Source organism: Burkholderia sp. 572 (assembly GCF_040545135.1).
GTDB classification, from domain to species: domain Bacteria; phylum Pseudomonadota; class Gammaproteobacteria; order Burkholderiales; family Burkholderiaceae; genus Burkholderia; species Burkholderia cepacia.
In genome coordinates this window covers 97,396-120,736 of the sequence record NZ_JBEPLH010000003.1, presented here as the reverse complement: position 1 = coordinate 120,736, position 23,341 = coordinate 97,396, and the positions used below count along the sequence as shown (strand labels likewise).

General features: G+C 68.2%; 23 protein-coding genes. 17 read left to right on the top strand and 6 right to left on the bottom strand.

The genetic code is table 11. The features are described 5' to 3' along the window. Positions 1-31: 31 nt before the first annotated feature. The 4 genes from ABIC51_RS06780 to ABIC51_RS06765 all read left to right on the top strand — a co-directional run bounded on the left by ABIC51_RS06780 (position 32) and on the right by ABIC51_RS06765 (position 3,558). Positions 32-688, top strand: coding sequence for an amino acid ABC transporter permease (locus tag ABIC51_RS06780; RefSeq protein WP_006482843.1), 657 nt, complete (start codon positions 32-34; stop codon positions 686-688). Then, positions 685-1,440, top strand: coding sequence for an amino acid ABC transporter ATP-binding protein (locus ABIC51_RS06775; protein WP_059694906.1), 756 nt, complete (start codon positions 685-687; stop codon positions 1,438-1,440). The genes ABIC51_RS06780 and ABIC51_RS06775 overlap by 4 nt, the downstream gene beginning before the upstream one ends. Then, the gene (locus tag ABIC51_RS06770) at positions 1,437-2,747 is read left to right on the top strand and encodes an NAD(P)/FAD-dependent oxidoreductase (RefSeq protein ID WP_175897981.1); all 1,311 of its coding nucleotides are present in this window, start codon (positions 1,437-1,439) and stop codon (positions 2,745-2,747) included. The genes ABIC51_RS06775 and ABIC51_RS06770 overlap by 4 nt, the downstream gene beginning before the upstream one ends. A gap of 79 nt (positions 2,748-2,826) precedes the next feature. After that, complete coding sequence (locus ABIC51_RS06765) at positions 2,827-3,558, top strand: class I SAM-dependent methyltransferase (RefSeq protein ID WP_060085238.1); 732 nt, start codon at positions 2,827-2,829, stop codon at positions 3,556-3,558. 36 nt (positions 3,559-3,594) lie between these two features. On the opposite strand, the gene ABIC51_RS06760 is transcribed toward ABIC51_RS06765, so the two are convergent. Together ABIC51_RS06760 and ABIC51_RS06755 are read right to left on the bottom strand one after the other, a co-directional pair. Further along, complete coding sequence (locus tag ABIC51_RS06760; RefSeq protein WP_175897980.1) at positions 3,595-5,013, bottom strand: cytochrome-c peroxidase; 1,419 nt, start codon at positions 5,011-5,013, stop codon at positions 3,595-3,597. Between the two features lie 103 nt (positions 5,014-5,116). Then, positions 5,117-6,790, bottom strand: a complete 1,674-nt coding sequence (locus tag ABIC51_RS06755; protein WP_175897979.1) for a phospholipase C — start codon at positions 6,788-6,790, stop codon at positions 5,117-5,119. Between the two features lie 357 nt (positions 6,791-7,147). Between ABIC51_RS06755 and ABIC51_RS06750 the strand changes: the two genes are divergently transcribed. Then, the gene (locus ABIC51_RS06750; protein WP_049097555.1) at positions 7,148-8,059 is read left to right on the top strand and encodes an EamA family transporter; all 912 of its coding nucleotides are present in this window, start codon (positions 7,148-7,150) and stop codon (positions 8,057-8,059) included. Between the two features lie 13 nt (positions 8,060-8,072). Here the strand turns inward: ABIC51_RS06750 and ABIC51_RS06745 are convergent, their stop codons facing one another. After that, positions 8,073-8,546 carry an Lrp/AsnC family transcriptional regulator gene (locus tag ABIC51_RS06745; protein WP_021159174.1) on the bottom strand — a complete coding sequence of 158 codons (474 nt, stop codon included), beginning with the start codon at positions 8,544-8,546 and terminating at the stop codon, positions 8,073-8,075. A 319-nt stretch (positions 8,547-8,865) separates the two neighbouring features. On the opposite strand from ABIC51_RS06745, the gene ABIC51_RS06740 reads away from it, so the two are divergent. The 6 genes from ABIC51_RS06740 (at position 8,866) to ABIC51_RS06715 (ending at position 13,275) form a co-directional block, all read left to right on the top strand. Further along, complete coding sequence (locus ABIC51_RS06740) at positions 8,866-10,251, top strand: amino acid permease (RefSeq protein WP_354006392.1); 1,386 nt, start codon at positions 8,866-8,868, stop codon at positions 10,249-10,251. A 45-nt stretch (positions 10,252-10,296) separates the two neighbouring features. Further along, entirely contained in the window at positions 10,297-11,499 is a 1,203-nt protein-coding gene (locus ABIC51_RS06735) for an amino acid aminotransferase (RefSeq protein WP_027791545.1), read from the top strand. Between the two features lie 164 nt (positions 11,500-11,663). After that, positions 11,664-12,062: a DUF488 domain-containing protein gene (locus ABIC51_RS06730; protein WP_146253201.1), complete on the top strand. Its 399-nt coding sequence runs from the start codon at positions 11,664-11,666 to the stop codon at positions 12,060-12,062. Between the two features lie 160 nt (positions 12,063-12,222). Continuing rightward, positions 12,223-12,507, top strand: coding sequence for a DUF1488 family protein (locus ABIC51_RS06725; protein ID WP_027791546.1), 285 nt, complete (start codon positions 12,223-12,225; stop codon positions 12,505-12,507). 22 nt (positions 12,508-12,529) lie between these two features. Further along, a complete protein-coding gene (locus ABIC51_RS06720; protein ID WP_006479066.1) occupies positions 12,530-12,769 on the top strand; it encodes a hypothetical protein in 240 nt (79 codons plus the stop codon). A 155-nt stretch (positions 12,770-12,924) separates the two neighbouring features. Then, positions 12,925-13,275 carry a metal ABC transporter ATPase gene (locus ABIC51_RS06715; protein ID WP_124838424.1) on the top strand — a complete coding sequence of 117 codons (351 nt, stop codon included), beginning with the start codon at positions 12,925-12,927 and terminating at the stop codon, positions 13,273-13,275. A 34-nt stretch (positions 13,276-13,309) separates the two neighbouring features. On the opposite strand, the gene ABIC51_RS06710 is transcribed toward ABIC51_RS06715, so the two are convergent. The 3 genes from ABIC51_RS06710 to lhpI form a co-directional block, all read right to left on the bottom strand. Next, positions 13,310-14,089: a helix-turn-helix domain-containing protein gene (locus tag ABIC51_RS06710; protein ID WP_027791548.1), complete on the bottom strand. Its 780-nt coding sequence runs from the start codon at positions 14,087-14,089 to the stop codon at positions 13,310-13,312. 16 nt (positions 14,090-14,105) lie between these two features. Continuing rightward, positions 14,106-14,510: a response regulator transcription factor gene (locus ABIC51_RS06705; protein WP_027791549.1), complete on the bottom strand. Its 405-nt coding sequence runs from the start codon at positions 14,508-14,510 to the stop codon at positions 14,106-14,108. 167 nt (positions 14,511-14,677) lie between these two features. Beyond that, positions 14,678-15,613, bottom strand: coding sequence for a bifunctional Delta(1)-pyrroline-2-carboxylate/Delta(1)-piperideine-2-carboxylate reductase (gene lhpI, locus ABIC51_RS06700; RefSeq protein WP_354006391.1), 936 nt, complete (start codon positions 15,611-15,613; stop codon positions 14,678-14,680). Positions 15,614-15,876: 263 nt separating this feature from the next. On the opposite strand from lhpI, the gene ABIC51_RS06695 reads away from it, so the two are divergent. The 6 genes from ABIC51_RS06695 to ABIC51_RS06670 all read left to right on the top strand — a co-directional run bounded on the left by ABIC51_RS06695 (position 15,877) and on the right by ABIC51_RS06670 (position 23,208). Then, on the top strand, positions 15,877-16,614 hold the full coding sequence (locus ABIC51_RS06695) for a FadR/GntR family transcriptional regulator (protein ID WP_059683474.1): 738 nt from the start codon (positions 15,877-15,879) through the stop codon (positions 16,612-16,614). Between the two features lie 121 nt (positions 16,615-16,735). Further along, complete coding sequence (locus ABIC51_RS06690) at positions 16,736-17,857, top strand: branched-chain amino acid ABC transporter substrate-binding protein (protein ID WP_124531279.1); 1,122 nt, start codon at positions 16,736-16,738, stop codon at positions 17,855-17,857. Between the two features lie 70 nt (positions 17,858-17,927). After that, positions 17,928-18,935, top strand: a complete 1,008-nt coding sequence (lhpH, locus tag ABIC51_RS06685; RefSeq protein WP_091919674.1) for a trans-3-hydroxy-L-proline dehydratase — start codon at positions 17,928-17,930, stop codon at positions 18,933-18,935. Between the two features lie 173 nt (positions 18,936-19,108). Further along, the gene (locus tag ABIC51_RS06680; protein WP_175897977.1) at positions 19,109-21,697 is read left to right on the top strand and encodes a penicillin-binding protein 1A; all 2,589 of its coding nucleotides are present in this window, start codon (positions 19,109-19,111) and stop codon (positions 21,695-21,697) included. A 79-nt stretch (positions 21,698-21,776) separates the two neighbouring features. Then, positions 21,777-22,658 (top strand): PilZ domain-containing protein, encoded by an 882-nt coding sequence (locus ABIC51_RS06675; protein ID WP_027791555.1) that lies wholly within the window; start codon positions 21,777-21,779, stop codon positions 22,656-22,658. Between the two features lie 223 nt (positions 22,659-22,881). After that, positions 22,882-23,208 (top strand): DUF4148 domain-containing protein, encoded by a 327-nt coding sequence (locus ABIC51_RS06670; protein ID WP_027791556.1) that lies wholly within the window; start codon positions 22,882-22,884, stop codon positions 23,206-23,208. Positions 23,209-23,341 lie beyond the last annotated feature (133 nt).

Below are 23,341 nucleotides of genomic sequence, written 5' to 3'. Positions count from 1 at the left end.
CGGCCCGTCCGGCCGTCGCATAGGAGGCCTCATGTTTTTTCAGAATGCGATCGATTTCCTGCCGATCCTGCTGAAGGGCGCGGTGGTCACGATCGAGATCACCGCATGCGCGTTCGTGCTCAGCTCGGTGCTCGGGCTGATCCTTGCGCTGCTGAAGGTGTCGCGCAATCGTGCCGTCTCGACGGCCGGCAGCACGATCGTCAACGTGATCCGCGGGCTGCCGATCATCGTGCAGCTGTTTTACATGTACTTCGTGCTGCCTGATCTCGGCGTGCAACTGTCGGCATTCCAGGCTGGCGTGCTCGGTCTCGGCATCGCGTATTCGGCGTATCAGGCCGAGAACTTCCGCGCGGGCATCGAGGCGATCGACCGCGGCCAGATCGAGGCCGCGCACGCGATCGGCATGCGCGGGCCGATGATCATGCGGCGCGTGGTGCTGCCGCAGGCGTTCCGCATCGCGCTGCCGCCGTACGGCAACACGCTGGTGATGTTGCTGAAGGATTCGTCGGTCGCGTCGACGATCACGGTCGCCGAGATCACGCGCGCCGGCCAGTTGATTGCATCGTCGACGTTCCAGAACATGAGCGTCTATACGCTCGTCGCGCTGCTGTATCTCGCGCTCGGCCTGCCGCTGATGTTCGGCGTGAACCGGCTCGGCAAGCGGCTCGCACTGAGGAGGGGCGCATGATCCGGATCGATGCCATCCATAAACGGTTTCATCAGCACGCGGTGCTGAAGGGCGTGAGCCTCGACGTGCAGGCGGGTGAAGTCGTGTGCCTGATCGGGCCGTCCGGTTCCGGCAAGTCGACCGTGCTGCGCTGTATCAACGGCTTCGAGACCTACGACGAAGGGTCGATCACGATCGACGGCGTGAAGGTCGACGCGCATTCGAAGCGGATCCACGAACTGCGGATGCGCGTCGGCATGGTGTTCCAGCGCTTCAACCTGTTTGCGCACCGCACGGCGCTCGAGAACGTGATGGAAGGGCCCGTGCACGTGCGGCGCATGCCGGCCGCGCAGGCACGCGAGCAGGCGCGTGCGCTGCTCGACAAGGTCGGGCTTTCACACCGGATGAACGCGTATCCGTCGGAACTGTCGGGCGGCCAGCAGCAGCGCGTCGCGATCGCACGCGCGCTCGCGATGGCGCCGCAGGCGATCCTGTTCGACGAGCCGACGTCGGCGCTCGACCCCGAGCTCGTCGGCGAAGTGCTCGGCGTGATGCGCGGGCTCGCCCGCGACGGGATGACCATGGTGGTCGTCACGCACGAAATGGCATTCGCACGCGAGGTGGCCGATCGCGTGTGCTTCCTGCACGACGGCACGATCTGCGAAAGCGGACCGGCGCGCGACGTGCTCACGCAGCCGACCCATCCCCGCACGCAGGAATTCCTGCGCCGCCTGCTGGCGTCGGACGGCGCCGACCACCCGGATCGAACATGAGCGCAACGAACGCGGCACCCGGACGGCCCGACGCGCAGTGGCCGGATTCGCTGTGGGCGGCAACCGCCGCGCCGGCGCCCGATACGCCCGCGCTCGACGCGTCCGTGTCGTGCGACGTGGCGATCGTCGGCGCGGGCTTCACGGGCCTGTCGACCGCACTTCATCTGGCCGAACGCGGTGTCGACGTCCGCGTGATCGACGGCGCGCAGCCGGGCTGGGGCGCATCGGGCCGCAACGGCGGGCAGGTGATTCCCGGGCTGAAATACGACCCCGACGAACTGGTACGCCGGTTCGGCGACGAGGCCGGCGAACAGCTTGCCGGCATCGTCGGCGGCGCGGCCGACACGGTGTTCGACCTGATCGCGCGGTACGGAATCGACTGCGATGCGCGTCGCGCCGGCTGGATCCAGCCGGCGCCGACCGCCGCGATGCTCGATACGGTCGCACTTCGGGCGCAGCAATGGGCCGCGCGCGGCGCGCCGGTCGACGTGCTTGGCCGCGACGACGTCGCGCGTCGGCTCGGCACGCCGGCGTATGCGGGCGGCTGGATCGATCGCCGCGCCGGCAGCGTGCAGCCGCTCGGTTATACGCGCGGCCTCGTGCGCGCCGCGCAGGCGAGCGGGGCGGTCGTGCATGGGTCGACCCGCGCCGTCGGGCTGACGCGCGCCGACGGCCGCTGGCGGATCGCGACGTCCGGCGGCGCGACGCTGTCGGCCGAACGCGTCGTGATCGCGACCAACGGCTATACCGACGGGTTGTGGCCCGGCTTGCGTCAGTCGGTGATCGCCGCGAACAGCTTCATCGTCGCGACGGAACCGCTCGCGCCGGAACTCGGTCGCGACATCCTCGCTGGCGGTGAGGTCGCATCGGACGCACGGCGTCTGCTGCTGTACTTCCGCCGTGACGCGGCCGGGCGCCTGCTGATGGGCGGCCGCGGCCCGTTCGCCGACCCGCGTGCGCCGAGCGACTGGCGCCACCTCGAACGCGCGACGACGCTGCTGTATCCGCAACTGAAGGGCGTCCGGTTCGAATACCGCTGGGCGGGGCGCGTCGCGATCACCGCGGATTTTCTGCCGCACGTGCACGAGCCCGCGCCGGGCGTGACTATCGCGCTCGGCTACAACGGCCGGGGCATCGCGATGGCGACGACGCTCGGCAAGCACCTGGCCGCGCATCTGTCGGGCGATGCGCAACTGCCGCTGCCGTTCCGGGTCACGCCGATCCGCCCGATCCCGTTGCACGGGTTGCAGCGCTTCTATATCGCGGCCGGGGTCGCGTGGTATCGGTTGCTCGACAGCCTGTCCTGACGCCGACGCGAGGGCAGGTCGCCAGCCGCCGTCGGATCGGGCAGAATCGGCCTGCCCAGTCTCCACCGACGGATGCCGCATGACCGACCCGAACGAACCGTCCGCCCGCCGCGTTTACGCGAGCTTCGCGCAACGCTACGCGGACATCGCGCCGACCAAGGCACACAACGCGCTTTACGAGCGGCCGGCTACGATGGCGCTGCTCGGCGACGTCGACGGCCTGACGGTGCTCGACGCCGGCTGCGGGCCCGGCATCTGCAGCGAGCACCTCGCGCGCCACGGTGCGACCGTCCACGCGTTCGACATCACGCCCGAGATGGTCGCGCTCGCGAAGGCGCGTTGCGCGGGGCTCGCGGTCGACGTCGCGGAAGGCGATCTCGCGGCGCCGCTCGACTGGCTGCCCGATCATGCTTTCGACAAGATCCTGTGCTCGCTCGCGTTCGACTACGTGCGCGATCTGACGCCGACGCTGCGCGAATTCAGACGCGTCGCGCGGCCGGGCGCGACGCTGGTGTTCTCGATGGCGCATCCGATGCGCGACTGGATGGACGAGCGCACGCGCGGGGATGGCACGTACTTCGATACGAGCCGTTTCGGCTTCCATTGGTCGGGCTTCGGCGAACCGAAACCCTATGTCGAGGCCTGGCGCCGGCCGCTCGCCGACATCCTGAATGCGCTCGCCGACGCCGGCTGGCGTCTCGACCGTTTCGTCGAACCGACACCGCTACCCGAGATGAAGGCCGTATCGGAGCGGCTCCACGCGGAGCTGTCGCTGGCGCCGGCCTTCCTGTGCATCCGTGCGCGCCGCTGACGAACACGGCGCGCACGGCAACCGACCGCCGGCCTGTCAGCGCGCCGGCTCGTCGTTCAACGTTCCCAGAAACGCTTCGATATCCCTGATGTCCTGCGCCGTCATCGCAGGCTTGTCGCCCGGCTTGCGATCGAACGGCGCATCGGTCACGTCGACGTTCGCGCGGTATTTCGGCGGAATGTCGTCGTACTCGTCGACCTTGCCGTCCGCGCCGCGCGAATAGAACTTCTGCGGCGAGATGCTGCGCTCGTTGTAGAACGCCATCACCTGGTCGAGCGTGTGGAACACGCCGTTGTGGAAGAACACATGGCGCGTCGCCGAGTTGCGCAGCGTCGGCGTGAGGAACATCCCGCAATACTGCGTCTGGTCCTTCAGGTCGTCGCGGAACGGCCCGCACACGCCGAGATCGTGAAACGCCGGGTTGCGGTTCTGCGCGAGCTGCTGGTTGCGCGGCACACCGAGCGCCTCGTACTGGTAGTCGGTAAACATCGGCGGCAATCCGTCCTTGCCGGGCTTCGACAGGTGGCAGCCCGCGCAATTCGCCTTGTCCGGGTCGTTGAACAGGCGCAGCCCGCGCAGTTCCGCCTGCGAGAGACGCGCGCGGCCTTCGAGCCAGCGATCGTACTTGCTGTTGTACGGGTGGAACGACGGATCCTCCACCTGATAGCGCGCGATCGCGAACATCGCTTCCGATACCGCGAGCTGCGGGCTGTCGAACACGCGTGCGCCGAACAGTTGCTCGAGCTGGGCGCGGTGCGACGACTGCGCGAGCTTGCGCGCGACGTCGTCGATGCTCGCGTTCGCCATCTCGACCGGATTCAGCAGCGGGCCGAATGCCTGCTGCTGCAGCGTATCGGCGCGGCCATCCCAGAACATCCCGCCCTGCGGCACGAGTTGCGGCGCGGCCGACGTGCCGGCCACCTTCTGCGCCTTCACCACGCCGGCGGCCGAAGCGGCCTGCTGCGCGACGCTCGGTGCGGCGTCGTTTTCACCGGCGTCGGGGCCGATGCTGAAGTTCGGCTGGCGGTACAGGTACATCAATGACGGCGGCGGGCGATAACCCTGCTGCGTCATCGCGAGGCCGCCCGGCTGCACGTCGAGCGCGTTCGGCGGGCCGTACGCGTGATCGGGGCTGTGGCACGACGCGCACGACTGCTTGCCCGACGCGGACAGCGACGGGTCGGCGAACAGCGCGCGCCCGAGCTGCGCGACTGTCGACAGCGGCTGCGCGGCGGGCCGCTGCAGCACGACCGGATGCGGGTTCGCCCCCGTCCAGTCGGCGACGACGGTGCCGATCGCCGCCGGTACCTGCGCGGGAAACGCGATCGCGAACGCGCCGTAGCCGAGCACGGCGGCGCCGATCGCGAATGCCGCGCGGCGCAGAAGGCGGGAAGGGGCGCGCGGCGCGGCGGTGCCGGAGGCGTCGGGAGACGGGAACGCGGGGCGAGCTGTCATGCTGTCGGTCGGGAATCGGGCGCCGCACGAAGCGGCGCGTTGAACGGAACAAACGGAAACGGCCGGCGCGTGAAGCGCCGGCCATGCGGTCATGCAATACCGGTCAGATCGTCGGTGCCGCGCTCAATGCGGTGCCGAGCGTCGGGTCGAGGTACAGCGGCGTCGTGTTCGGCTTCGACGTGAAGTCGAACAGCGCGCGCAGGTCGCCCGCCGTCGCATCGAACGAACCGCCGCCGATGCGCTGGCCGCCCAGCCAGTTGTCCTCGATGAAGCGCACGACGGACGACTGGTCGAGCATCGTGTGGTCGACGTAGTTCTGCTTTGCGTACGGCGAGATCACGATCAGCGGAATGCGCACGCCCGGGCCGCAGCGGCCGTTCACGGTCGCGCCGTTCACGCCGGTGGTGCCGCCCGTGCCGCACTTGCCGTTGCCGTTGACCTGGTCGACCGGATCGGACGACGCGCGCGTCGGTGCCGTGTACACGTGGTCGTACCAGCCGTCCGAGTCGTCATAGGTGACGATCACGGCCGTGTTCTGCCAGTCCGGCTGCTGCTGCAGGAAGTTGACGACCTTCGTCACGAACGCCTGCTCGTCGAGCGGATCCGAATAGCCGGCGTGCGCATCCTGTGCGGCGGGGGCCTTCAGGTAGCTGACCGACGGGAAGTTGCCGGCCTTCACGGCGGCGAAGAAGTCGTCCGTGTCGTACTGGTGGTTCGCGGGTTCGGCGGTCTTGCCGTCGGCCTGGAAGCTCGAGCCGATCGCCGCGACCGAGCTCGGGCGCGTGTGCTGCGGGTTCGCGGTCGACGCGTAGTACTGGAACCAGTTGTGGTGCGGGATGTAGTCGGCCGTCGCGGCGTTCACGGCGGTCGCGACCGTGCTGCGCGCGCAGCCCGTCGTGCCGTTGCCGTTCGTCGTCGACAGGTTGAAGCCGCCCATGAAGCCGCCCCACGTGATCTTCGCGCCGTTCAGCAGGTCGCCGATGTTCTTGCCCGTCATCATCGCCTGGTCGGTCGTGCTCGAGCACACGTCGAAGCCCGGGTCGACGTCGTTGATCATCGTGAGGCCGCCCTGGCCGTCATTGATGTAGTACGAGCTGGACGCGAGCGTCGACGGCTGCTTCGACGTCTTGACGATCTGCATCCCGTTGGTCTGGCCGGACACCACGTTCAGCGCGCCCGGCGTCGACGGCCCATAGACCGTCGTGTACGTGTTGTCGCTCATCGCGAAGCGCTGGGCGTAATTCCACAGCGCGGTCACGGTGTTGCCGTCGAAGTAGCCCATCACCTGGCCCTTCGTGCCGAACGCGCCGGCGCCGCCGGACGAGCCCTTGCCGGTGTATTTCGGGAACAGGTCGGCGAGGCCGTTGTCCTCGGCCTGCTGTTCGGCCGTGTACGCATGGTTCTGGTCGGCGGTCGCGGCTTGCGTGCGGTCGAGGCGGAACGGGTTCGCCGCGTCGGCGCCGTTGGCCGTGTTCGTGAAGTTCGGGTTCGCGGTGAGCAGCGTGCCCGTCAGGCCGTTCGGCGTCGGCGTGCCGGCCTTCGCGGTGAACGCCGGTTCACCCGACGGGTTCGTCGCGTTCGGGTAGGTGCCGAAGTAGTGGTCGAACGAGATGTTTTCGCCATAGATCACGACGACGTGCTTGATCGGCGTGGCGGTCTGCAGCGCATCCTGCGACGACACGGCAGGCGTCGACGTGGGATCGTCGCTGCCGCCGCAGGCGAACAGCGCCAGCGCCGCGGCTGCGCAGGCGGTGACGAGCAAGGCTTGACGGAACATCGGGAAACTCCAGGTAAGGTCTTCGATGGTGGAGAGCGGCCCCGTCGCCGTGTCGGTTCGGCGCGGAGCTCGTGAGAGAGCACGCGCATTGGAACAGTCCCGTATGAAGATATGGGGACGGAGTGGTTTCGCGCCGATTGCGCTACGGTATCGATTTCATTACGCCGGGGCGCGAACCGAAAGAGAACGGAAAGGGGCGGACCGGCTGCCACCTTTGCGTCACATTCCGCGGCGGGCGGGACGATTGCCGCGGATGCCGCACGGGGCGGGCGGGACAGGCGAAACGGCGTGGCGGCGCGGGGGCACAGGACGCTGCGCAGCGCAGGTTTTTTGACAACCGGATGACGTATTCATACGATGAACGCCCTGCGGCGACGATTTCGCGTGGCCGACCGTCAGCGAGTACGCATCGTGCCGATCCCCGTTCTGTTTGCCGTTCTGTGTGCCGCGTTCCTGCATGCGTCATGGAATGCGCTCGTCCGCAGCAGCGGCGACCGGCTGCGGTCGGCCACCGTGCTGCAGATCGCCATCGGGCTGTTCGCGCTGCTGTTCCTGCCGGCCGCCGCGCCGATCACGCCCGCGAGCTGGCTCTGTGTCGTCGCATCGGCCGTGCTCCACGTCGTCTATACGCTGCTGCTGGTGCGCGCGTACGAGCACGGCGACCTGACCGTCGCATACCCGGTCGCGCGCGGCACCGCGCCGCTGCTCGTCACGCTCGGCGCGGCGGTGTTTGCGGGCGAGCACCTGAATGCCGGCGCGCAATGCGGGCTCGTGCTGATCTGCGCGGGCATCCTGGCGATCGGCTTGGAGCGCGGGCGCGACGCGAAGCACCGGATGATGCAGGTCCTGCCGACCGCGTTCGCGACCGGCGTGTCGATCGCGGCCTACAGCGTGGTCGACGGAATCGGCGTGCGGGAAAGCGGCAACACGGTCGGCTATACCGCGTGGATGTTCGTGCTGACGGGCGCGATGATGGCCGCGTACTACCGGCTGCGGGCGGGGCCGTTACGGCTGACGCAGGATGTCGGCGAAACGGCGAAGGCTGCGTGCGGCGGCGTGTTCGCGGCGCTCGCGTACGGCATCGTGATCTGGGCGATGGATCGCGCGCCGATGGGGCCGGTGTCGGCGCTGCGGGAAACGAGCGTGGTGTTCGCGGCGCTGATCGCTCGCGTATATCTTGGCGAGCGGCTGACGCCGCGCCGGGCGGCCGGTTGCCTGGTGATCGCGGCGGGGGCGTTGCTGATCAGTGCGTTCGAGGCAGTGAGGTAAGCGGGCCGGTGCTTCAGCCTTCCACCGGCATCGCGCTCGTGCACTTGATCTCGTCGAGGCACACGCTCGAATGCACGCCGCTCACGCCGGGAATGCGCATCAGCGTTTCGAGCAGGAACGTGGACAGCCCCTTCAGGTCACGCGCGACGACTTTCAGCACGTAGTCGATATCGCCCGTCACTGAAAAACACTCCTGGATCTGCGCGAGATCCGACACGAGTTTCTGGAACTTCGACAGGTCGCGGATATGCCCGCGCTCCATCGTCACGTGCACGAAGGCGGTGACGCCAAAGCCGAGCGTGTCGGGGCACAGCCGGGTTTCGTAGCGGCGGATCGCGCCGATTTCCTCCAGCCGCCGGTGGCGGCGCAGTGTCTGCGCGGGCGACAGGCCGACCGCCTTCGCCAGATCGAGGTTCGACGCGCGGCCGTTCTCCTGCAGGATCGCGAGCAAGTGGCGATCGAGGCGATCCAGAACCGGTTCATGCATTTTTATTTCCTCATCCGTCTCCTGGGTGCAATCTTATCTCATAATGTAGGGTTTGCATGAACGGGTTACGAAACCCGATTTCGCCGTCGCGACGCTAAACTGACGCCGGATTTTCGTGTGCGATCGCAGCAAGGCGGGCGCGGCGACGGTCGGCGGCCGGTCTGGCGGGGACGCCGACGCGAATCGGGCGCCGCCACGCGAAGATTGCAGTCCCCAACCCGGCGGCTCCACGAACGGCCCCGGCACAGCAAAACAGCGCCCGGCACACCGAGGCGCGCCGCACCCCGCTTCAGGCGGAGGCGGACAGAGTGGAGAAGACATGGTTTCTGGAAACGAGAGCGACGGCCTGAAGCGCGGGCTGAAGAACCGGCACATCCAGCTGATTGCGCTCGGCGGCGCGCTCGGCACGGGGCTGTTCCTCGGCATCGCGCAGACGATCAAGATGGCGGGCCCGTCCGTGCTGCTCGGTTACGCGGTGGCCGGCATCGTCGCGTTCTTCATCATGCGCCAGCTCGGCGAGATGGTCGTCGACGAGCCCGTCGCCGGCTCGTTCAGCTACTTCGCCAACAAGTACGTCGGCCACTTCACCGGCTTCCTGTCGGGCTGGAACTACTGGGTGCTGTACATCCTCGTCAGCATGGCCGAGCTGTCGGCCGTCGGGATCTACGTGCAGTACTGGTGGCCCGGCGTGCCGACCTGGGTGTCGGCGCTGGTGTTCTTCGTCGCGATCAACCTGCTCAACCTGGCGAGCGTGAAGTCGTACGGCGAGACGGAATTCTGGTTCTCGATCATCAAGGTCGCCGCGATCGTCGGCATGATCGGCTTCGGCGGCTGGCTGCTCGCGAGCGGCCATGCAGGCCCGGAGGCGAGCGTCCGGAACCTGTGGCAGCACGGCGGCTTCTTCCCGAACGGCGTGTCGGGGCTCGTGATGTCGATGGCCGCCATCATGTTCTCGTTCGGCGGGCTGGAGTTGATCGGCATCACCGCGGCCGAGGCCGACGATCCGAAGCGCAGCATTCCGCGCGCGACCAACCAGGTGATCTACCGGATCCTGATTTTCTACATCGGCGCGCTCGCCGTGCAGCTGTCGCTGTATCCGTGGGAAAAGGTCGTCACCGGCGGTAGCCCGTTCGTGCTGATCTTCCACGCGCTGAGCAGCAACCTGGTGGCCAACGTGCTGAACGTGGTCGTGCTGACGGCCGCGCTGTCGGTCTACAACAGCGGCGTGTACAGCAACAGCCGGATGCTGTTCGGCCTCGCGCAGCAGGGCAATGCGCCGAAGGTGCTGTGCTCGGTGAACAAGCGCGGCATTCCGCTCGCCGCGCTCGGCGCGTCGGCGCTCGCGACCGGCGTGTGCGTGCTGGTCAACTACTTCATGCCGGGCAAGGCGTTCGAGGTGCTGATGGGCCTCGTCGTGTCGGCACTGATCATCAACTGGGCGATGATCACGCTGATCCACCTGAAGTTCCGCCAGGCGAAGCGTGCGGCCCGGGAGGAGACTTCCTTCCGCAGTCTGGGCTATCCTTTCACGAATTACCTGTGCCTGGCATTCATGGCCGGCATTCTCGTCGTGATGTACCTGACGCCGGATCTCCGCCTGTCGGTGTACCTGATCCCGGTATGGCTCGCGGTGCTCGCGGTCGGGTATCGCTTCCGTCAGAAGAATGCAGGCTATGCGGTGCACGACGGCGCATCCGCACGCTGACGCAGGCCGGCCCGATCATTCTTCCAAACGAGACAGACTCAAGCCATGTTCGAACACATCGACGCGTACCCGGGCGACCCGATCCTGACGCTCAACGAGAACTTCCAGAAAGATCCGCGCGACCAGAAGGTCAACCTGAGCATCGGCATCTACTTCGACGCCGAAGGCCGGATTCCGGTGATGGGCGCCGTGCGCGAAGCCGAAACCGCGCTGCAGCGCGACCTCGGCGCGAAGCCGTACCTGCCGATGGTCGGCCTCGCCGCGTATCGCGACGCCGTGCAGGCGCTCGTGTTCGGCGCCGATCACCCGGCCCGCGCGGCCGGCCGCATCGCGACGCTGCAGACGCTCGGCGGCTCCGGCGCACTGAAGGTGGGCGCCGATTTCCTGAAGCGCTATTTCCCGGATTCGCAGGTGTGGCTCAGCGATCCGAGCTGGGAAAACCACCGCTTCATCTTCGAACGCGCCGGCTTCACGGTGAACACGTATCCGTACTACGACGAGGCGACGGGCGGCCTGAAGTTCGACGCGATGCTCGCGGCGATCGACGCGCTGCCGGCGCGCAGCATCGTGCTGCTGCACGCGTGCTGCCATAACCCGACCGGCGTCGACCTCGACGAAGGCCAGTGGGAGAAGCTGATCGACGTGATCGAGGCGCGCGGGCTGCTGCCGTTCGTCGACATGGCCTACCAGGGCTTCGGCGCGGGCCTCGACGCGGACGCGTTCGCGGTGCGCGAACTGGCCCGCCGCGGCGTGCCGGCGCTGGTCGCGAACTCGTTCTCGAAGAACTTCTCGCTGTACGGCGAACGCGTGGGCGGCCTGAGCGTCGTCTGCGAGGATGCCGCCGCGGCCGACCGCGTGCTCGGCCAGCTGGCCGGTGCCGTGCGCTCGAACTACAGCAACCCGCAGACCTACGGCGCGAAGGTCGTGGCCACCGTGCTCGGCACGCCGGCGCTGCGCAAGCAGTGGGAAGAGGAACTGGCGGCGATGTGCCGCCGCATCGCGCGGATGCGCCAGTCGATCCATGACGGCCTGCGCGACCACGTCAGCGGCGAGGCACTGACGCGCTACGTGAAGCAGCGCGGCATGTTCACGTACACGGGCCTGACCGAATCGCAGGTCGACGCGCTGCGCGAAGTGCACGGTGTGTACATCCTGCGTTCGGGCCGGATGTGCGTCGCGGGCCTGAACGACTCGAACGTCGCCATCGTCGCCGATGCGATCGGCAAGGTGCTGAAGAGCGGCGTCTGATCGCGGCGCGCCCCGGCGCGCAACGCGGCTGGCCGAACCGGCTGTCTCCCGCAAGGGGGCAGCCGGTTTTTCTTTGTGCGGCCGCAATGTCCGCCACCCGGCTGACGGGGGCGCAGGCGCGGCGGTACGATCACGCAATCGGACGCAACACGAAAAGGAGCGACATGGGCATCCGGATCATCCAGCTCGGCACGCCGCGCGCGGCCGGCGAGGGCCTGCGGATCGGCACGGTGCGGCGGCCGCCGCGCGGCGTGCCGAAGGCGGAATTCGCGTCGCGCAACTACTATGATGTATGGCTGCCGACGTTGTCTCCGAGCCCGGAACTCGTCGCGCAGGCGCAGGCCGCCGAAACGGACGCCGAATGGAACGCGTTCCGGCGTCACTTCCGCGCGGAGATGGCGCATGGCGACGCGCCGAAGGTGCTCGACCTGCTGGCGGCGCTGTCGGCGACCACCGCGTTCTCGATCGGCTGCTATTGCGGCGACGAACGCCATTGCCACCGCAGCGTGCTGCGCGAACTGCTCGCGGAACGCGGTGCGACGATCGAGCCCGACGCGGGTTGAACGTGGGTTGAAGCGGGTTGAAAGCGAGCGAGGGGGCGTCGCGCAGTCGCGGCCGGCACGCTGCCGCGCCGACCATCGTGCAGCGCAGCGAACCCGTTGACGTGGGTCAAGCGTGGAGGCGCGCGCGCCACTATGCTCTTGTCATGGAGCCATCACGACGATGACAGGCGGACAGATGCAGATTGCCTTCCCGCCGGAACCGCCCGAATATTGCGCACGCGACCTGGTCGTGGCGTTTTCGGCGCTGGTCGACGGACGTTGCGTGCAGTGCGCGGTCACGGCCGAGGCGCTGGAGGATCATTTCGGCGCGCCGTCGCTGCTCGAACGCGACCTGCTGGCCGCATTCGAAGCGCACCGGTCGGCGATCGAGGCGATGGCGCGACGCATGCTCGAGGAAATCGGCGGCCGGCCGGTGCTGTTGCACAGCGGCCACTTCCGGCTCTGAAACGGATACAGCAGGAGGGTGCATGACACTGCAGGGCAACATTCACGAACGCGACTGGTCCGTCGAAGTCGAGACGCGCCCGTGCGAATCGGGCGAATTCCGCTGCCGCGTGTCGGTCGAGCATGGCGCCGGCGCCGCGCGCTTTCACCATACGTTCGAGCACAGCCATGCGTATCCGACCGAGCGTGAGGCGATGATCGAAGGGCTGCGGGCAGGCATGACATGGATCGAGATGAAGGCGTCGCAGACCTTCAACGTATGAACGATCCCGCGCCGACGAAGGCGCGGGCAGACTATCGGCCGGGCAGCGATCGAAGAAATCGCGCCGTGCCACGGGCAACACGTGCCGCCGCATGTCGATGCGGGCGGCATATGCAAGGCGGTCGACGAGCGGGCGGCCCCGTCAGGAGACACGACATGGGCGTGGGCATGCAGATCGCCTGCCATGGATTCGCGGGTACCGCCGCGATCGAAGCCGAAGCCGGCGCGCTGCTGGTGCGGCTCGAGCGCTTCCGCGCGCTGATCGGCGGCTGCCACCTCGCCATCGAATCGCGTGCCGCCGCCGATGGCGCGCGCCGGTACGACGTGCGGCTCGACCTCGTGATGCGCGACACGTCGCTCTGGCTGCTGCCGGCGTGTGTCGGTGACGACATGGACGACACGCTGCGCCGCGCGTTCATGCAGGCCGAACAGGCGCTGATCGCGTGCCAGGCGGGCGGTGCAAGGGTGGGGCTGCGCGATGCGGCGGCAGGCAGCGCGGCGCAATGAGGCATCGCACGCGATGCCGCGCCGGCGCGCCCGGTCAGACCCGGGCGAGCGCTTGCGAGTCGATGATGCGCACGCGCTTGCCGCGCGTCTCGACGAGTGCTTCGCGATGGAACCGCGAGAACATCCGGCTGACGGTTTCGAGCTTCATCCCGAGATAGCAGCCGATTTCCTCGCGCGTCATCCGCAGGTTGAATTCCGTCGCCGAATAGCCGCGCGCCTCGAAGCGCGACGACAGGTTCAGCAGGAATTGCGCGACGCGCTGTTCGGCCGACATCGTGCCGAGCAGCAGCATCTGGCTCGATTCGCGGACGATCTCGCTGCTCAGCATCTGGTAGAGGAAGTGCTGCATCGGCTTGATCTCGCGGCACGCCGCTTCGAGCGCGCCGAACGGGATGATGCATACGACGCTGTCTTCGAGCGCGATCGCGTCGCAGCAGTGCTGGCCGCTGCCGATGCCGTCCATCCCGAGCGTTTCACCGGCAATCTGGAAGCCCGTCACGTGCTCGCGGCCGTCGCGATGCATCATCACCGTCTTGAACGACCCCGCGCGCACCGCGTAGATGCTCTGGAACGGATCGTCGGTGCGGAACAGCGCGTCGCCCTGGCGTACCTGCCGGGTCGTGCAGATGATCGCGTCGAGGCGGCCGTATTCGGCGGCCGTCAGTTGCGGCGGCAGGCACATCGAGCGCATCGCGCACGCCGAGCAGCGCGCGGCGGGATGCTTGGCGGCGTCGGCACGCGTGACCGCGCGAAGCGAAATCGTCGGCCGGGGCGTGATGGATACGTCGGCGGCGCAGGCGGTGGCTGTGGACATGAGTCACTCCGGCTCGTCAGGGGCGGTGCACGCGAGCGTGCACCAGGGATTCGATGACGCGGCATGCGGCGTCGAATTCGACGGTCTTGTCGAAGAAGTAGTCGGCTCCGGCCGACGCGCATGCCTCTCTGAATGCCGGCGCCGAGTGATTCGTCAGCACGATCGTGACGATGCGCGGCGCGGCCTTCGACAGCGTCCCGATCAGGTCGAGGCCGCTGCCGTCCGCCAGCCGCAGGTCGACGATCACGACATCCGCCTGGCTGCTGCGGATGTGCGTCCACGCGTCCTGGCCGTCTTCCGCCTCGCCCACGACGGCGACACCGCGGATCGCGCCGACGAGCAGCGCGATCCGCTGTCGGACGGCGACGGCGTGATCGACGAGAAACACCCGGAGCGCGGCGGGCAACTGGCTGGCATTCATGCCGGCAGTATCGTGTTGCGCCGCCGAAAATGAAATCGGCCGAATTGGAAGTTGATGTAGGCCGCGGCGACGCGTTGTAGGGCGATTCCTACAACGCGTACGGGAAACCGCCGGAGCGGCCCCGGTGTGACGTGCCGCCTGTGGGGCAGGCGGGTCGTGCTGCCGGATCAGCCGGCCCGGCGCGCGTCGAGCGCATCGCGCGCGGTTCGGCACGCGGCCAGATCCCACGCCGCACAGCCGACGCTCTTGAACAGCAGCGGCCCGGTGCGGTCGAATGCGCCGCCCAGCACGTCGGCGAGCGACGCGACCTGCTGCCAGTCGACCTGCGCGACGATCAGGTCGCCGGCTTCGTGGCGGGCGCCTGCCGGATCGTCGACGACCAGCCGGCTGGCACGCACGGTATTCGCGTCGATTTCCGCGGCATCCGCGGTGAACGCGCCGACGCCGACCACGAGCCGGCCTTCGCGCGCGGCTTCGCGGTAGACGGGCGTGCGGCTCGTCGTCAGCGTCACGACGACGTCGATCGCATCGGGAACCGTGTCGCCGTCGAGCGGGGCGAGATGCGGCGCATGCGCGCGGTGCGCGGCGCAGAATGCCGCCGCGCTGTCGGCGCGATTGCCGCGCACGTGCAGGCGCGCGTCGGGAAAGATCGCCGCGAGCGCTTCCGCGTGATTGGCCGCCTGCTTGCCGGTGCCGATCAACAGGATGTCGCGCGGCGCGGCGCCGTGCAGCGCCTGGATGCCGAGCGCGGTGATGGCCGCCGTGCGGCGTCCGGTGACCGTCGGGCCGTCGAGCGCGAAGCGCATCTCGCCGGTGGTCGCGTCGTACGCGGTCACATGGCCGAGGATCGTCGGCAGCCCGCGCGCGCCGTTGCCCGGGCACACGTTCACGAGCTTGTGGGTCGCGAGGTCACGCGCGCTCGACGGCATCGACAGCATCACGCCGCCGGCCTGCAGCGGCACGACCAGACGCTCGGGACTGACGATCTCGCCCGCCGCATAGTCGGCGACGGCCTGCCTGAGCGTGGCGAGCAGCGCCGGGTAGTCGAGCAGCGCGGCCGTGTCGGCCGCATCGAAAACGGGAATCGGGGAAAGCGCGGTCATCGTGTACGTCGCATGCGTCGGTGAGCGTGGACGACGGGCGCGTGCCGCGCCCGCCACAAATCTGCCGGGTACCGTGACACAGGGCAGTGTGGATCGAATCTATACCACTTGCTGGCCCGTCTGCAACCCAAAAAATAAAGCGCCTTGCCGGTTTTGGTTCTAATATCTGTCCAGAAGGGCCGCCATGGCCTCGATGCCGGCGCGCTCCGGTATAGTGCGAACCCATTCCAGATTCACGCCCTCGACCGGGCAGGAGCTACACGATGATGTCCGCGCGTCCCGACTCACTCGAAGGCGGTTTCAAGCCGCTGCAGATCTACGAGCAGGTGGCCGAGAAGATCCGCGACGAGATCCGCGCGGGGCGCTACGCCGCCGAGTCGCGGCTGCCGTCCGAGCGCGAGCTCGCGGGGCTGTTCCAGGTCGGCCGGCCGGCCGTACGCGAAGCGCTCGGCGCGCTGCAGAACGAAGGGCTCGTGTTCACGAAGCGCAATTCGGGCACCTACGTCGTCGCGGCGCCGCTCGACGTGCTCGCGCAGCGCGGCGACACGCACGAGGCGTCCGAAGCCGATTTCAGCCCGACGTCGACGCTCGACGTGCGCTTGATCCTCGAGCCGGCGATCGCGCGCCTCGCGGCCGCGCACGGCCGGGCCGACCCCGGCGCCGAACGCTATCTGGCGCAGATGGAAACCATTACCGACGTCGACGATCCGCATCAGCGGGCCCTGTGGAACGAGAGCGACCGGTTGTTCCACCGGCAACTCGCGTTGATGACGGGCGACGCGCTGATCGTGAAGATCGCGGACGAAGTCGCGAAGACGATGGATCAGCCGCTGTGGAAGCGGCTGAAGGACGACGGCATCTACGACGCGGGCCGGATCCGGCTCTACGTGTCCGAGCATCGGCTGATCTACGAGGCGATCGTGTCGGGCGACGCCGATGCGGCGGCGTTCTATGTCGAACAGCACATCCGCCGCGTGCGGCGCGACATCGCGCCGAAGTGACCGCGCCGAAATCGTTCTGGTCTGAAAAATGACCAGAATCGAACACTTTATTTTGAAATTGCTTGCGCGGTGACCACACGTGTCCTACATTGGTTTCACACAAAACCAATCAGGAGACATCATGCGACATCTCGTTACCGCGCTTTCGGTGGCCATCGCCGCCGGCGCGCTGACTTCCGCGCACGCGCAGGAAGTCGTGATGATCGGCCATTCGGCGCCGCTGACCGGCCCGCAGGCCGCGAACGGCAAGGACAATGAAAACGGCGCGCGCCTGGCCGTCGACGAACTCAACAAGGCCGGCATCAAGGTCGCCGGCAAGACCGTCACGTTCAAACTGGTTTCCGACGACGACCAGGCCGACCCGAAAGCGGGCGTGCAGGTGGCGCAGAACCTCGTCGACAAGGGCGTCGTCGCGGTGCTCGGCCCGTACAACTCGGGCGTCGCGATTCCCGCATCGCGCGTGTACTCGAATGCCGGCGTGCCGATGCTGCCGGTCGCATCGAACCCGGCGCTGACCAAACAGGGCTTCAAGAACATCTTCCGGATCGGCGCGAGCGACGAGCAGCTCGGCGGCACGATGGCCACGTTCGCCGCGAAGACGCTGAACGCGAAAACCGCCGCCGTGATCGACGATCGCACCGCGTACGGGCAGGGCGTCGCCGAACAGTTCATGAACGTCGCGAAGGCGAACGGGATCAGGATCGTCGACCAGGAATTCACGAACTCGTCGGCCACCGATTTCCTCGGCATCCTCACCAAGATCAAGGCCGGCAACCCCGACGTGATCTTCCTCGGCGGCTATGCGGCGCAGGGTGCGCCGATGGCCAAGCAGATGAAGCAGCGCGGCCTGCGCGCGAAGCTGCTCGGCGGCGACGGCATCTGCTCGGCCGACATGGGCAAGGTCGCGGGCGACGCGGCATCGATCGTCTACTGCGCGCAGGGCGGCGTCGCGCTCGAGAAGACGGCGGCCGGCCGCGAATTCCTGAAGAAGTACCACGACACGTATCACACCGATACGCAGGTCTACGGCGTGAACTACTACGACGGGATGAAGCTGCTCGCCGACGCGATGGTCAAGGCCGGTACGACCACCGACAAGGCGAAGCTGATCGCGCAACTCGCGAAGTCGAACTACGCGGGCGTCGCGGGCACCTATTCGTTCGACGCGAACGGCGACCTGAAGGGCGCGCCGACGACCGTCTACGTGATCCGCAACGGCCTGCCGGAGCCGTACGCGAAATAAGCGACGCACCAAGCCTGTCACCGGACGGCGGCGCGACCGCCGTCCTTCGTTTCCACGCATCCGATCGACCATGAAAATTTCCCGATCCCTTTCCACCGTCGAAGTGCATACGGGCGGCGAAGCGTTCCGCATCGTCACGAGCGGGCTGCCGAGACTGCCGGGCGACACGATCGTCCAGCGCCGCGCGTGGCTCAAGGAGAACGCCGACGAGATCCGCCGCGCGCTGATGTTCGAACCGCGCGGCCACGCCGACATGTACGGCGGCTACCTCACCGAGCCGGTGTCGCCGACTGCCGATTTCGGCGTGATCTTCGTGCACAACGAAGGCTACAGCGACCATTGCGGACACGGCGTGATCGCGCTGTCGACCGCCGCCGTCGAGCTCGGCTGGGTGCAGCGCACGGTGCCGGAAACGCGGGTCGGCATCGACGCGCCGTGCGGCTTCATCGAGGCTTTCGTGAAGTGGGACGGCGAGCATGCGGGGCCGGTGCGCTTCGTCAACGTGCCGTCGTTCATCTGGCAACGCGACGTGTCGGTCGAGACGCCGTCGTTCGGCACCGTGACCGGCGACATCGCGTACGGCGGCGCGTTCTATTTCTACGTCGACGGCGCGCCGTTCGACCTGCCGGTGCGCGAAGCGGCGGTGGAAAGGCTGATCCGCTTCGGCGCTGAAGTGAAGGCCGCCGCGAACGCGAAATACCCGGTCGTGCATCCGGAGATTCCGGAAATCAACCACATCTACGGCACGATCATCGCGAACGCGCCGCGCCATCCGGGCTCGACGCAGGCGAACTGCTGCGTGTTCGCGGATCGCGAGGTCGACCGCTCGCCGACGGGCTCCGGCACCGGCGGCCGGGTCGCGCAGCTCTACCAGCGCGGGTTGCTCGCGGCCGGCGACACGCTCGTCAACGAATCGATCGTCGGCACGGTCTTCAAGGGGCGCGTGCTGCGCGAAACGACGGTCGGCGGGATGCCGGCCGTGATTCCGGAAGTGGAAGGCAGCGCGCATATCTGCGGGTTCGCGAACTGGATCGTCGACGAGCGCGATCCGCTGACCTACGGTTTTCTCGTGCGCTGAGTCGCCGCGCCGATCGGCCGCGCGTTGCGCGGCTTCCCGTTTGTCGTACCAGGCTTGGCGCGTCGTTCCCGTGAGGGAGCGCGCGCCTTTTTTGCGTGTGAACCGGCGCCCGGCCGCCCGTGCAGGCGGGCGCGACGCCGTCGCGGTTCGGCGGGCCGCGCGAGTTTGGTACGATGCACCCTTTTCAGCCGAGCTCCACCCGCGTGAATCGCCGAAACGTGTCGTCAGTGCGTGACTTCTGTGCCAGATGGGTCGCGCGCGCCCAACCCGTCGCGGCTGCCGCCGTCGCGCGGGTCAAGCCTCTCGCCGCCGTTGCGTGGCACCACCTGCGTCATCCGACGCGCCGCGGCGTGCTGCTCGCGGGCGCCGCCGTGCCGGCGCTGTTCGTGGTGTACGTGGTCGTGCTCATCCCGTTTACGCCGGGCATCGGCGACATCCGCAAGGCGCGTGTCGACCAGCCCGCGCAGGTGCTGTCCGCCGACGGCAAGCTGCTGGCCGAATTCAAGCCGTCGAACCGGGAATGGGTGCCGCTCAAGCAGATTTCGCCGCACATGGTCGACGCACTGATCGCGACCGAGGATCACCGCTTCTACGAGCACCACGGCCTCGACTGGAAGCGCACGGCATCGGCCGCGCTCCATACGTTCTCGGGCAGCCGCCAGGGCGGCTCGACGATCACGCAGCAGCTCGCGCGCAACCTGTATCCGGACGAAATCGGCCGCGCGCCGACGCTCACGCGCAAGGTGAAGGAGGCGATCACCGCGCTGAAGATCGAGGCCGTCTACAGCAAGGACCAGATCCTCGAGACCTACCTGAACACGGTGCCGTTCCTGTACAACGCGTACGGCGTCGAGATGGCCGCGCGCACCTATTTCGACAAGTCCGCCGACGAGCTCGACGTGCTCGACAGCGCGACGCTCGTCGGGATGCTGAAGGGCAACAGCTACTACAACCCGGTGCTGAACCCCGAGCGCGCGCTGCAGCGGCGCAATACGGTGCTCGGCCAGATGGTGAAGTACGGCAAGCTGTCGCCCGCGCAGTTCGCGCAATTGCAGCGCCGGCCGTTGCGGATCGATTTCGAGCGCCAGAAGGAGCCGCCCGGGCCGGCGCCGCATTTCGCGCAGCAACTCCGCAAATGGCTGATCGCGTGGGCCGACCGCAACGACTACAACATCTACGCGGACGGGCTGATCGTGCGCACGACGATCGACTCGCGGCTGCAGCAGATGGCGACGCAGGCGCTCACGCTGCAGGGCAACCAGTTGCAGGGCATCGCGAACAACGCGTGGAGCGGCCGCGACGGCTGCGGCACCGACAACGAGGTATTCCGCACCTTCATGCGCGAGTCGCCCGAGTACAAGGCCGCGCAGGACGCCGGCAAGGACGACGCGGCCGCGATGAAGCTGCTCGCGGCCGACCGCGGTTTCATGCGTGCGCTGTGCAAGACCAAGACCGACGTGCAGGCCGGTTTCCTCGCGATCGACCCGCGCAACGGGCAGATCCGCGCGTGGGTCGGCAGCCGCGACTTCACCAGCGAGCCGTTCGACCACGTCGCGCAGGCGCGGCGCCAGCCGGGCTCGACGTTCAAGCCGTTCGTCTATGGCGTCGCGTTCGCGAACGGGATGAAACCGGACGACACGTTCATCGACCAGCCGGTCGAGATCCCGTTGAAGGGCGGCGAGATCTGGCGGCCAAACGACGACGTGCCGCCGACGGGCAAGCCGATGACGTTGCGCGACGCGGTCGCGCTGTCGCGCAACCGGATCACCGCGCAGGTGATGGAGAAGGTCGGGCCGGCCTCCGTCGCCAGGCTCGCGCGCGACATGGGCGTGCGGGAAAGCCCGCTCGAACGCGTGCCGTCGCTCGCGCTCGGCACGAGCCCGGTCACGCTGAAGGAGATGGTCGCGTCGTACGCGACGGTCGCGAACGGCGGGCTGTATGTCGAACCGCAGATGGTGACGCGCATCGAGAACCGCCAGGGCGACGTGCTCGCCGAATACGCGCCGGCGCCACCCGAGCGCGCGCTCGACGCCGAGACCGACAAGACGCTGCTCAGTGTGATGCGCGACGTCGTGACGCGGGGCACGGGCGGCAGCATCCGCACGCGCTTTGGGATTCGCGGCGACGTGGCCGGCAAGACGGGCACGACGCAGGACAACGCGGACGGCTGGTTCATCCTGATGCAGCCCGGCCTCGTTGCCGGCGCGTGGGTCGGTTTCGACGACGGCCGCGTGACGTTGCGCAGCGATTACTGGGGGCAGGGCGCGCACAGCGCGCTGCCGATCGTCGGCGATTTCTTCCAGCGTGCGCAGCGCGCCCGGATCGTCGACACGAAGGCGAAATTCGATACCGAGCCGTCGCCGGGCTGGTTCGCGTCGCTGCGCGAGCGCGTGACGGACCTGTTCGACACATGGTTCCCGCCCAAGCCTGAGAAGGCGCCCGCGCCGGTCAGGACGCAGCGGGTGGAGCGCGCGCCCGAGGCTGACACCGGCGCGGAATCGACCGCCTCGGCCGCCTCCGCGCCGGAGGCGGCATCGGGTGGCATCGTCGAGGAATGGGTACCGGCGTCCGAAGTGGCCGCGTCGGCTGCCGCGCTGTCGGCCGGCGCTTCGCAACCGCAGCCTGCTCAGCCGCCAGCGGGTGCGAGCATGCCAGGCGGGGGCAGTTCGGGCCTCGGTGCTGCGCCGGCCGCCGCCCCTTCGGCTGCACCGGCCCAGCCGCCCGTGCCGGCCGCTCCCGACGCGAGCGGCGCGTCGCAGTAACGGAGCCGTTCAGATTTCGCGCGCGGCTGCCGTAATCATGGTGTCACGACAGCTCGCGCGGTCGCTCCGCGCCTCTCCGATGAGGCTATCTTCCGACTACGTCGCGCTCGCGCGCGACGATCTCGCCGCCGGTGTTCCGCTCGCCTTCGATCTCTACGATGCCGACGGCGCCGCGCTGCTGCCGGCGGGCACGACGCTGCGCGATGCCGCGCAGCATGCATTCCTGTTCGACCATTTCCGGCCGGTACGCCGGCGCGACGACACCGAAGCCGTAGCCGAAACCGAAACCGCGCCGCGCGTGCCCGACGCGGTGCCGCATGCCACGCGAATGGGGTTGTCGGCGGGCGCCGCGATCGGCATCCGCCGCCGGGTCGGCACGACTCGCGGGTTGCAGCGCTACCGGCTGATCGGCATTGCCGCCTCGGGTGCGCTGTTCGTCGAGCCGCAGCCGGCGGCCGCGTTCGACTTCGCGAGTGGCGACGACATCGAGGCGGTGGCCATCGGCCGCGCCGCAGTGTCGCGTTTCGGTGCGACGGTGGAATCGGTGCACGAGGCCGGCGGCGCGCGGTTTCTGGTCCTGTCGCCGCCGGGTTTCGTCGACCGCCTGCGCACACGCGCGGAGCCGCGCGTGCCGGTGCGGATCGCCGCCTGCTGCGCAGGCGGAGCGGAGGGCGCGGAAGGCATCGGGATGGTGCACGACATCAGCGTGAGCGGGCTGTCGATTGCCGTCGACCGGCCGATTGCCGCCATCGGCGAGCCCTTGCGCGTGCTGCTGCCGTACGCGACGGGCGGCCGGGTCGAGCTGCTGGCGCTCGACGGCACGGTGCGGGCCGTCCATGCCGACCCGGCGGCGCCCGCGCTGACGCTGCATCACGCGGCGTTCGGCGAGACCGGCGCCGACGACCTGATTCGCCTCAAGGCGCTGCTGTTCGACCGGCTGATGGCGTCGTCGGGGCGCTGATGCCCGGCGGGGCACGCCGGGTACCGTATCGCGGCATTCTGTGCGCGAACGCCGATAATCGTCTGACGATTCAATGAATTCCGCGACGATTGTATGTTTTCCGTCAACAGTGAATTCGTGATTTAAGTATTTACCCTGATAGGGCCGCCTCCTAGACTTCTACTCATGCGCAACGACCCCGAGTCCGAAGCGCCTGACAAAACAATCCTGGAGGTAACGCATCATGAAATCGCTGATCAAGGCAGTTGCACTGGCCGCCCTGGTGGCCGCACCGGTCGTTTCGTTCGCCCAGAGCCAGCAGCCGCTGACGCGCGCGCAAGTGCGCGCCGAGCTGGTCCAGCTCGAAAAGGCCGGTTACAACCCGAACGACTGGATCAATTACCCGGAAAACATCCAGGCCGCGCAGGCAAAGATCGCCGCCGCACAGAACACCGGCGCGCAAGCCGATGCAACGGGCTACGGCTCGAACCCCGTCGGGACGTCGCAGTCGGGTCAGCGCGTGCTCGTGCCGACCGCCGCCGACCGTTCGTCGGTGTACTTCGGCCACTAAGCCTGGCAGCGCCCGCAAGGGCGCCCGGCGCTTGCCGTCTCTTCCGAAACCCGCGCACGGTGTCCGTGTGCGGGTTTTGCATTTTGGCTGCCTGATTCGTCGGGTCGGGCGCGAGCGCGTTGCGCCCGATGCG

Bases quoted from the DNA above. Each gene is read 5' to 3' on its own strand.
- ABIC51_RS06670 (WP_027791556.1), top strand. From the start codon at position 22,882: ATGAAATCGCTGATCAAGGCAGTTGCACTGGCCGCCCTGGTGGCCGCA.
- ABIC51_RS06710 (WP_027791548.1), bottom strand. From the start codon at position 14,089: ATGTCCACAGCCACCGCCTGCGCCGCCGACGTATCCATCACGCCCCGG.
- ABIC51_RS06735 (WP_027791545.1), top strand. From the start codon at position 10,297: ATGTTCGAACACATCGACGCGTACCCGGGCGACCCGATCCTGACGCTC.
- ABIC51_RS06725 (WP_027791546.1), top strand. From the start codon at position 12,223: ATGACAGGCGGACAGATGCAGATTGCCTTCCCGCCGGAACCGCCCGAA.
- ABIC51_RS06745 (WP_021159174.1), bottom strand. From the start codon at position 8,546: ATGCATGAACCGGTTCTGGATCGCCTCGATCGCCACTTGCTCGCGATC.
- ABIC51_RS06740 (WP_354006392.1), top strand. From the start codon at position 8,866: ATGGTTTCTGGAAACGAGAGCGACGGCCTGAAGCGCGGGCTGAAGAAC.
- ABIC51_RS06730 (WP_146253201.1), top strand. From the start codon at position 11,664: ATGGGCATCCGGATCATCCAGCTCGGCACGCCGCGCGCGGCCGGCGAG.
- ABIC51_RS06705 (WP_027791549.1), bottom strand. From the start codon at position 14,510: ATGAATGCCAGCCAGTTGCCCGCCGCGCTCCGGGTGTTTCTCGTCGAT.
- ABIC51_RS06775 (WP_059694906.1), top strand. From the start codon at position 685: ATGATCCGGATCGATGCCATCCATAAACGGTTTCATCAGCACGCGGTG.
- ABIC51_RS06770 (WP_175897981.1), top strand. From the start codon at position 1,437: ATGAGCGCAACGAACGCGGCACCCGGACGGCCCGACGCGCAGTGGCCG.
- ABIC51_RS06750 (WP_049097555.1), top strand. From the start codon at position 7,148: ATGAACGCCCTGCGGCGACGATTTCGCGTGGCCGACCGTCAGCGAGTA.
- lhpH (WP_091919674.1), top strand. From the start codon at position 17,928: ATGAAAATTTCCCGATCCCTTTCCACCGTCGAAGTGCATACGGGCGGC.
- ABIC51_RS06695 (WP_059683474.1), top strand. From the start codon at position 15,877: ATGATGTCCGCGCGTCCCGACTCACTCGAAGGCGGTTTCAAGCCGCTG.
- ABIC51_RS06690 (WP_124531279.1), top strand. From the start codon at position 16,736: ATGCGACATCTCGTTACCGCGCTTTCGGTGGCCATCGCCGCCGGCGCG.
- ABIC51_RS06780 (WP_006482843.1), top strand. From the start codon at position 32: ATGTTTTTTCAGAATGCGATCGATTTCCTGCCGATCCTGCTGAAGGGC.
- ABIC51_RS06765 (WP_060085238.1), top strand. From the start codon at position 2,827: ATGACCGACCCGAACGAACCGTCCGCCCGCCGCGTTTACGCGAGCTTC.
- ABIC51_RS06760 (WP_175897980.1), bottom strand. From the start codon at position 5,013: ATGACAGCTCGCCCCGCGTTCCCGTCTCCCGACGCCTCCGGCACCGCC.
- ABIC51_RS06720 (WP_006479066.1), top strand. From the start codon at position 12,530: ATGACACTGCAGGGCAACATTCACGAACGCGACTGGTCCGTCGAAGTC.
- ABIC51_RS06680 (WP_175897977.1), top strand. From the start codon at position 19,109: ATGCACCCTTTTCAGCCGAGCTCCACCCGCGTGAATCGCCGAAACGTG.
- ABIC51_RS06755 (WP_175897979.1), bottom strand. From the start codon at position 6,790: ATGTTCCGTCAAGCCTTGCTCGTCACCGCCTGCGCAGCCGCGGCGCTG.
- lhpI (WP_354006391.1), bottom strand. From the start codon at position 15,613: ATGACCGCGCTTTCCCCGATTCCCGTTTTCGATGCGGCCGACACGGCC.
- ABIC51_RS06675 (WP_027791555.1), top strand. From the start codon at position 21,777: ATGAGGCTATCTTCCGACTACGTCGCGCTCGCGCGCGACGATCTCGCC.
- ABIC51_RS06715 (WP_124838424.1), top strand. From the start codon at position 12,925: ATGGGCGTGGGCATGCAGATCGCCTGCCATGGATTCGCGGGTACCGCC.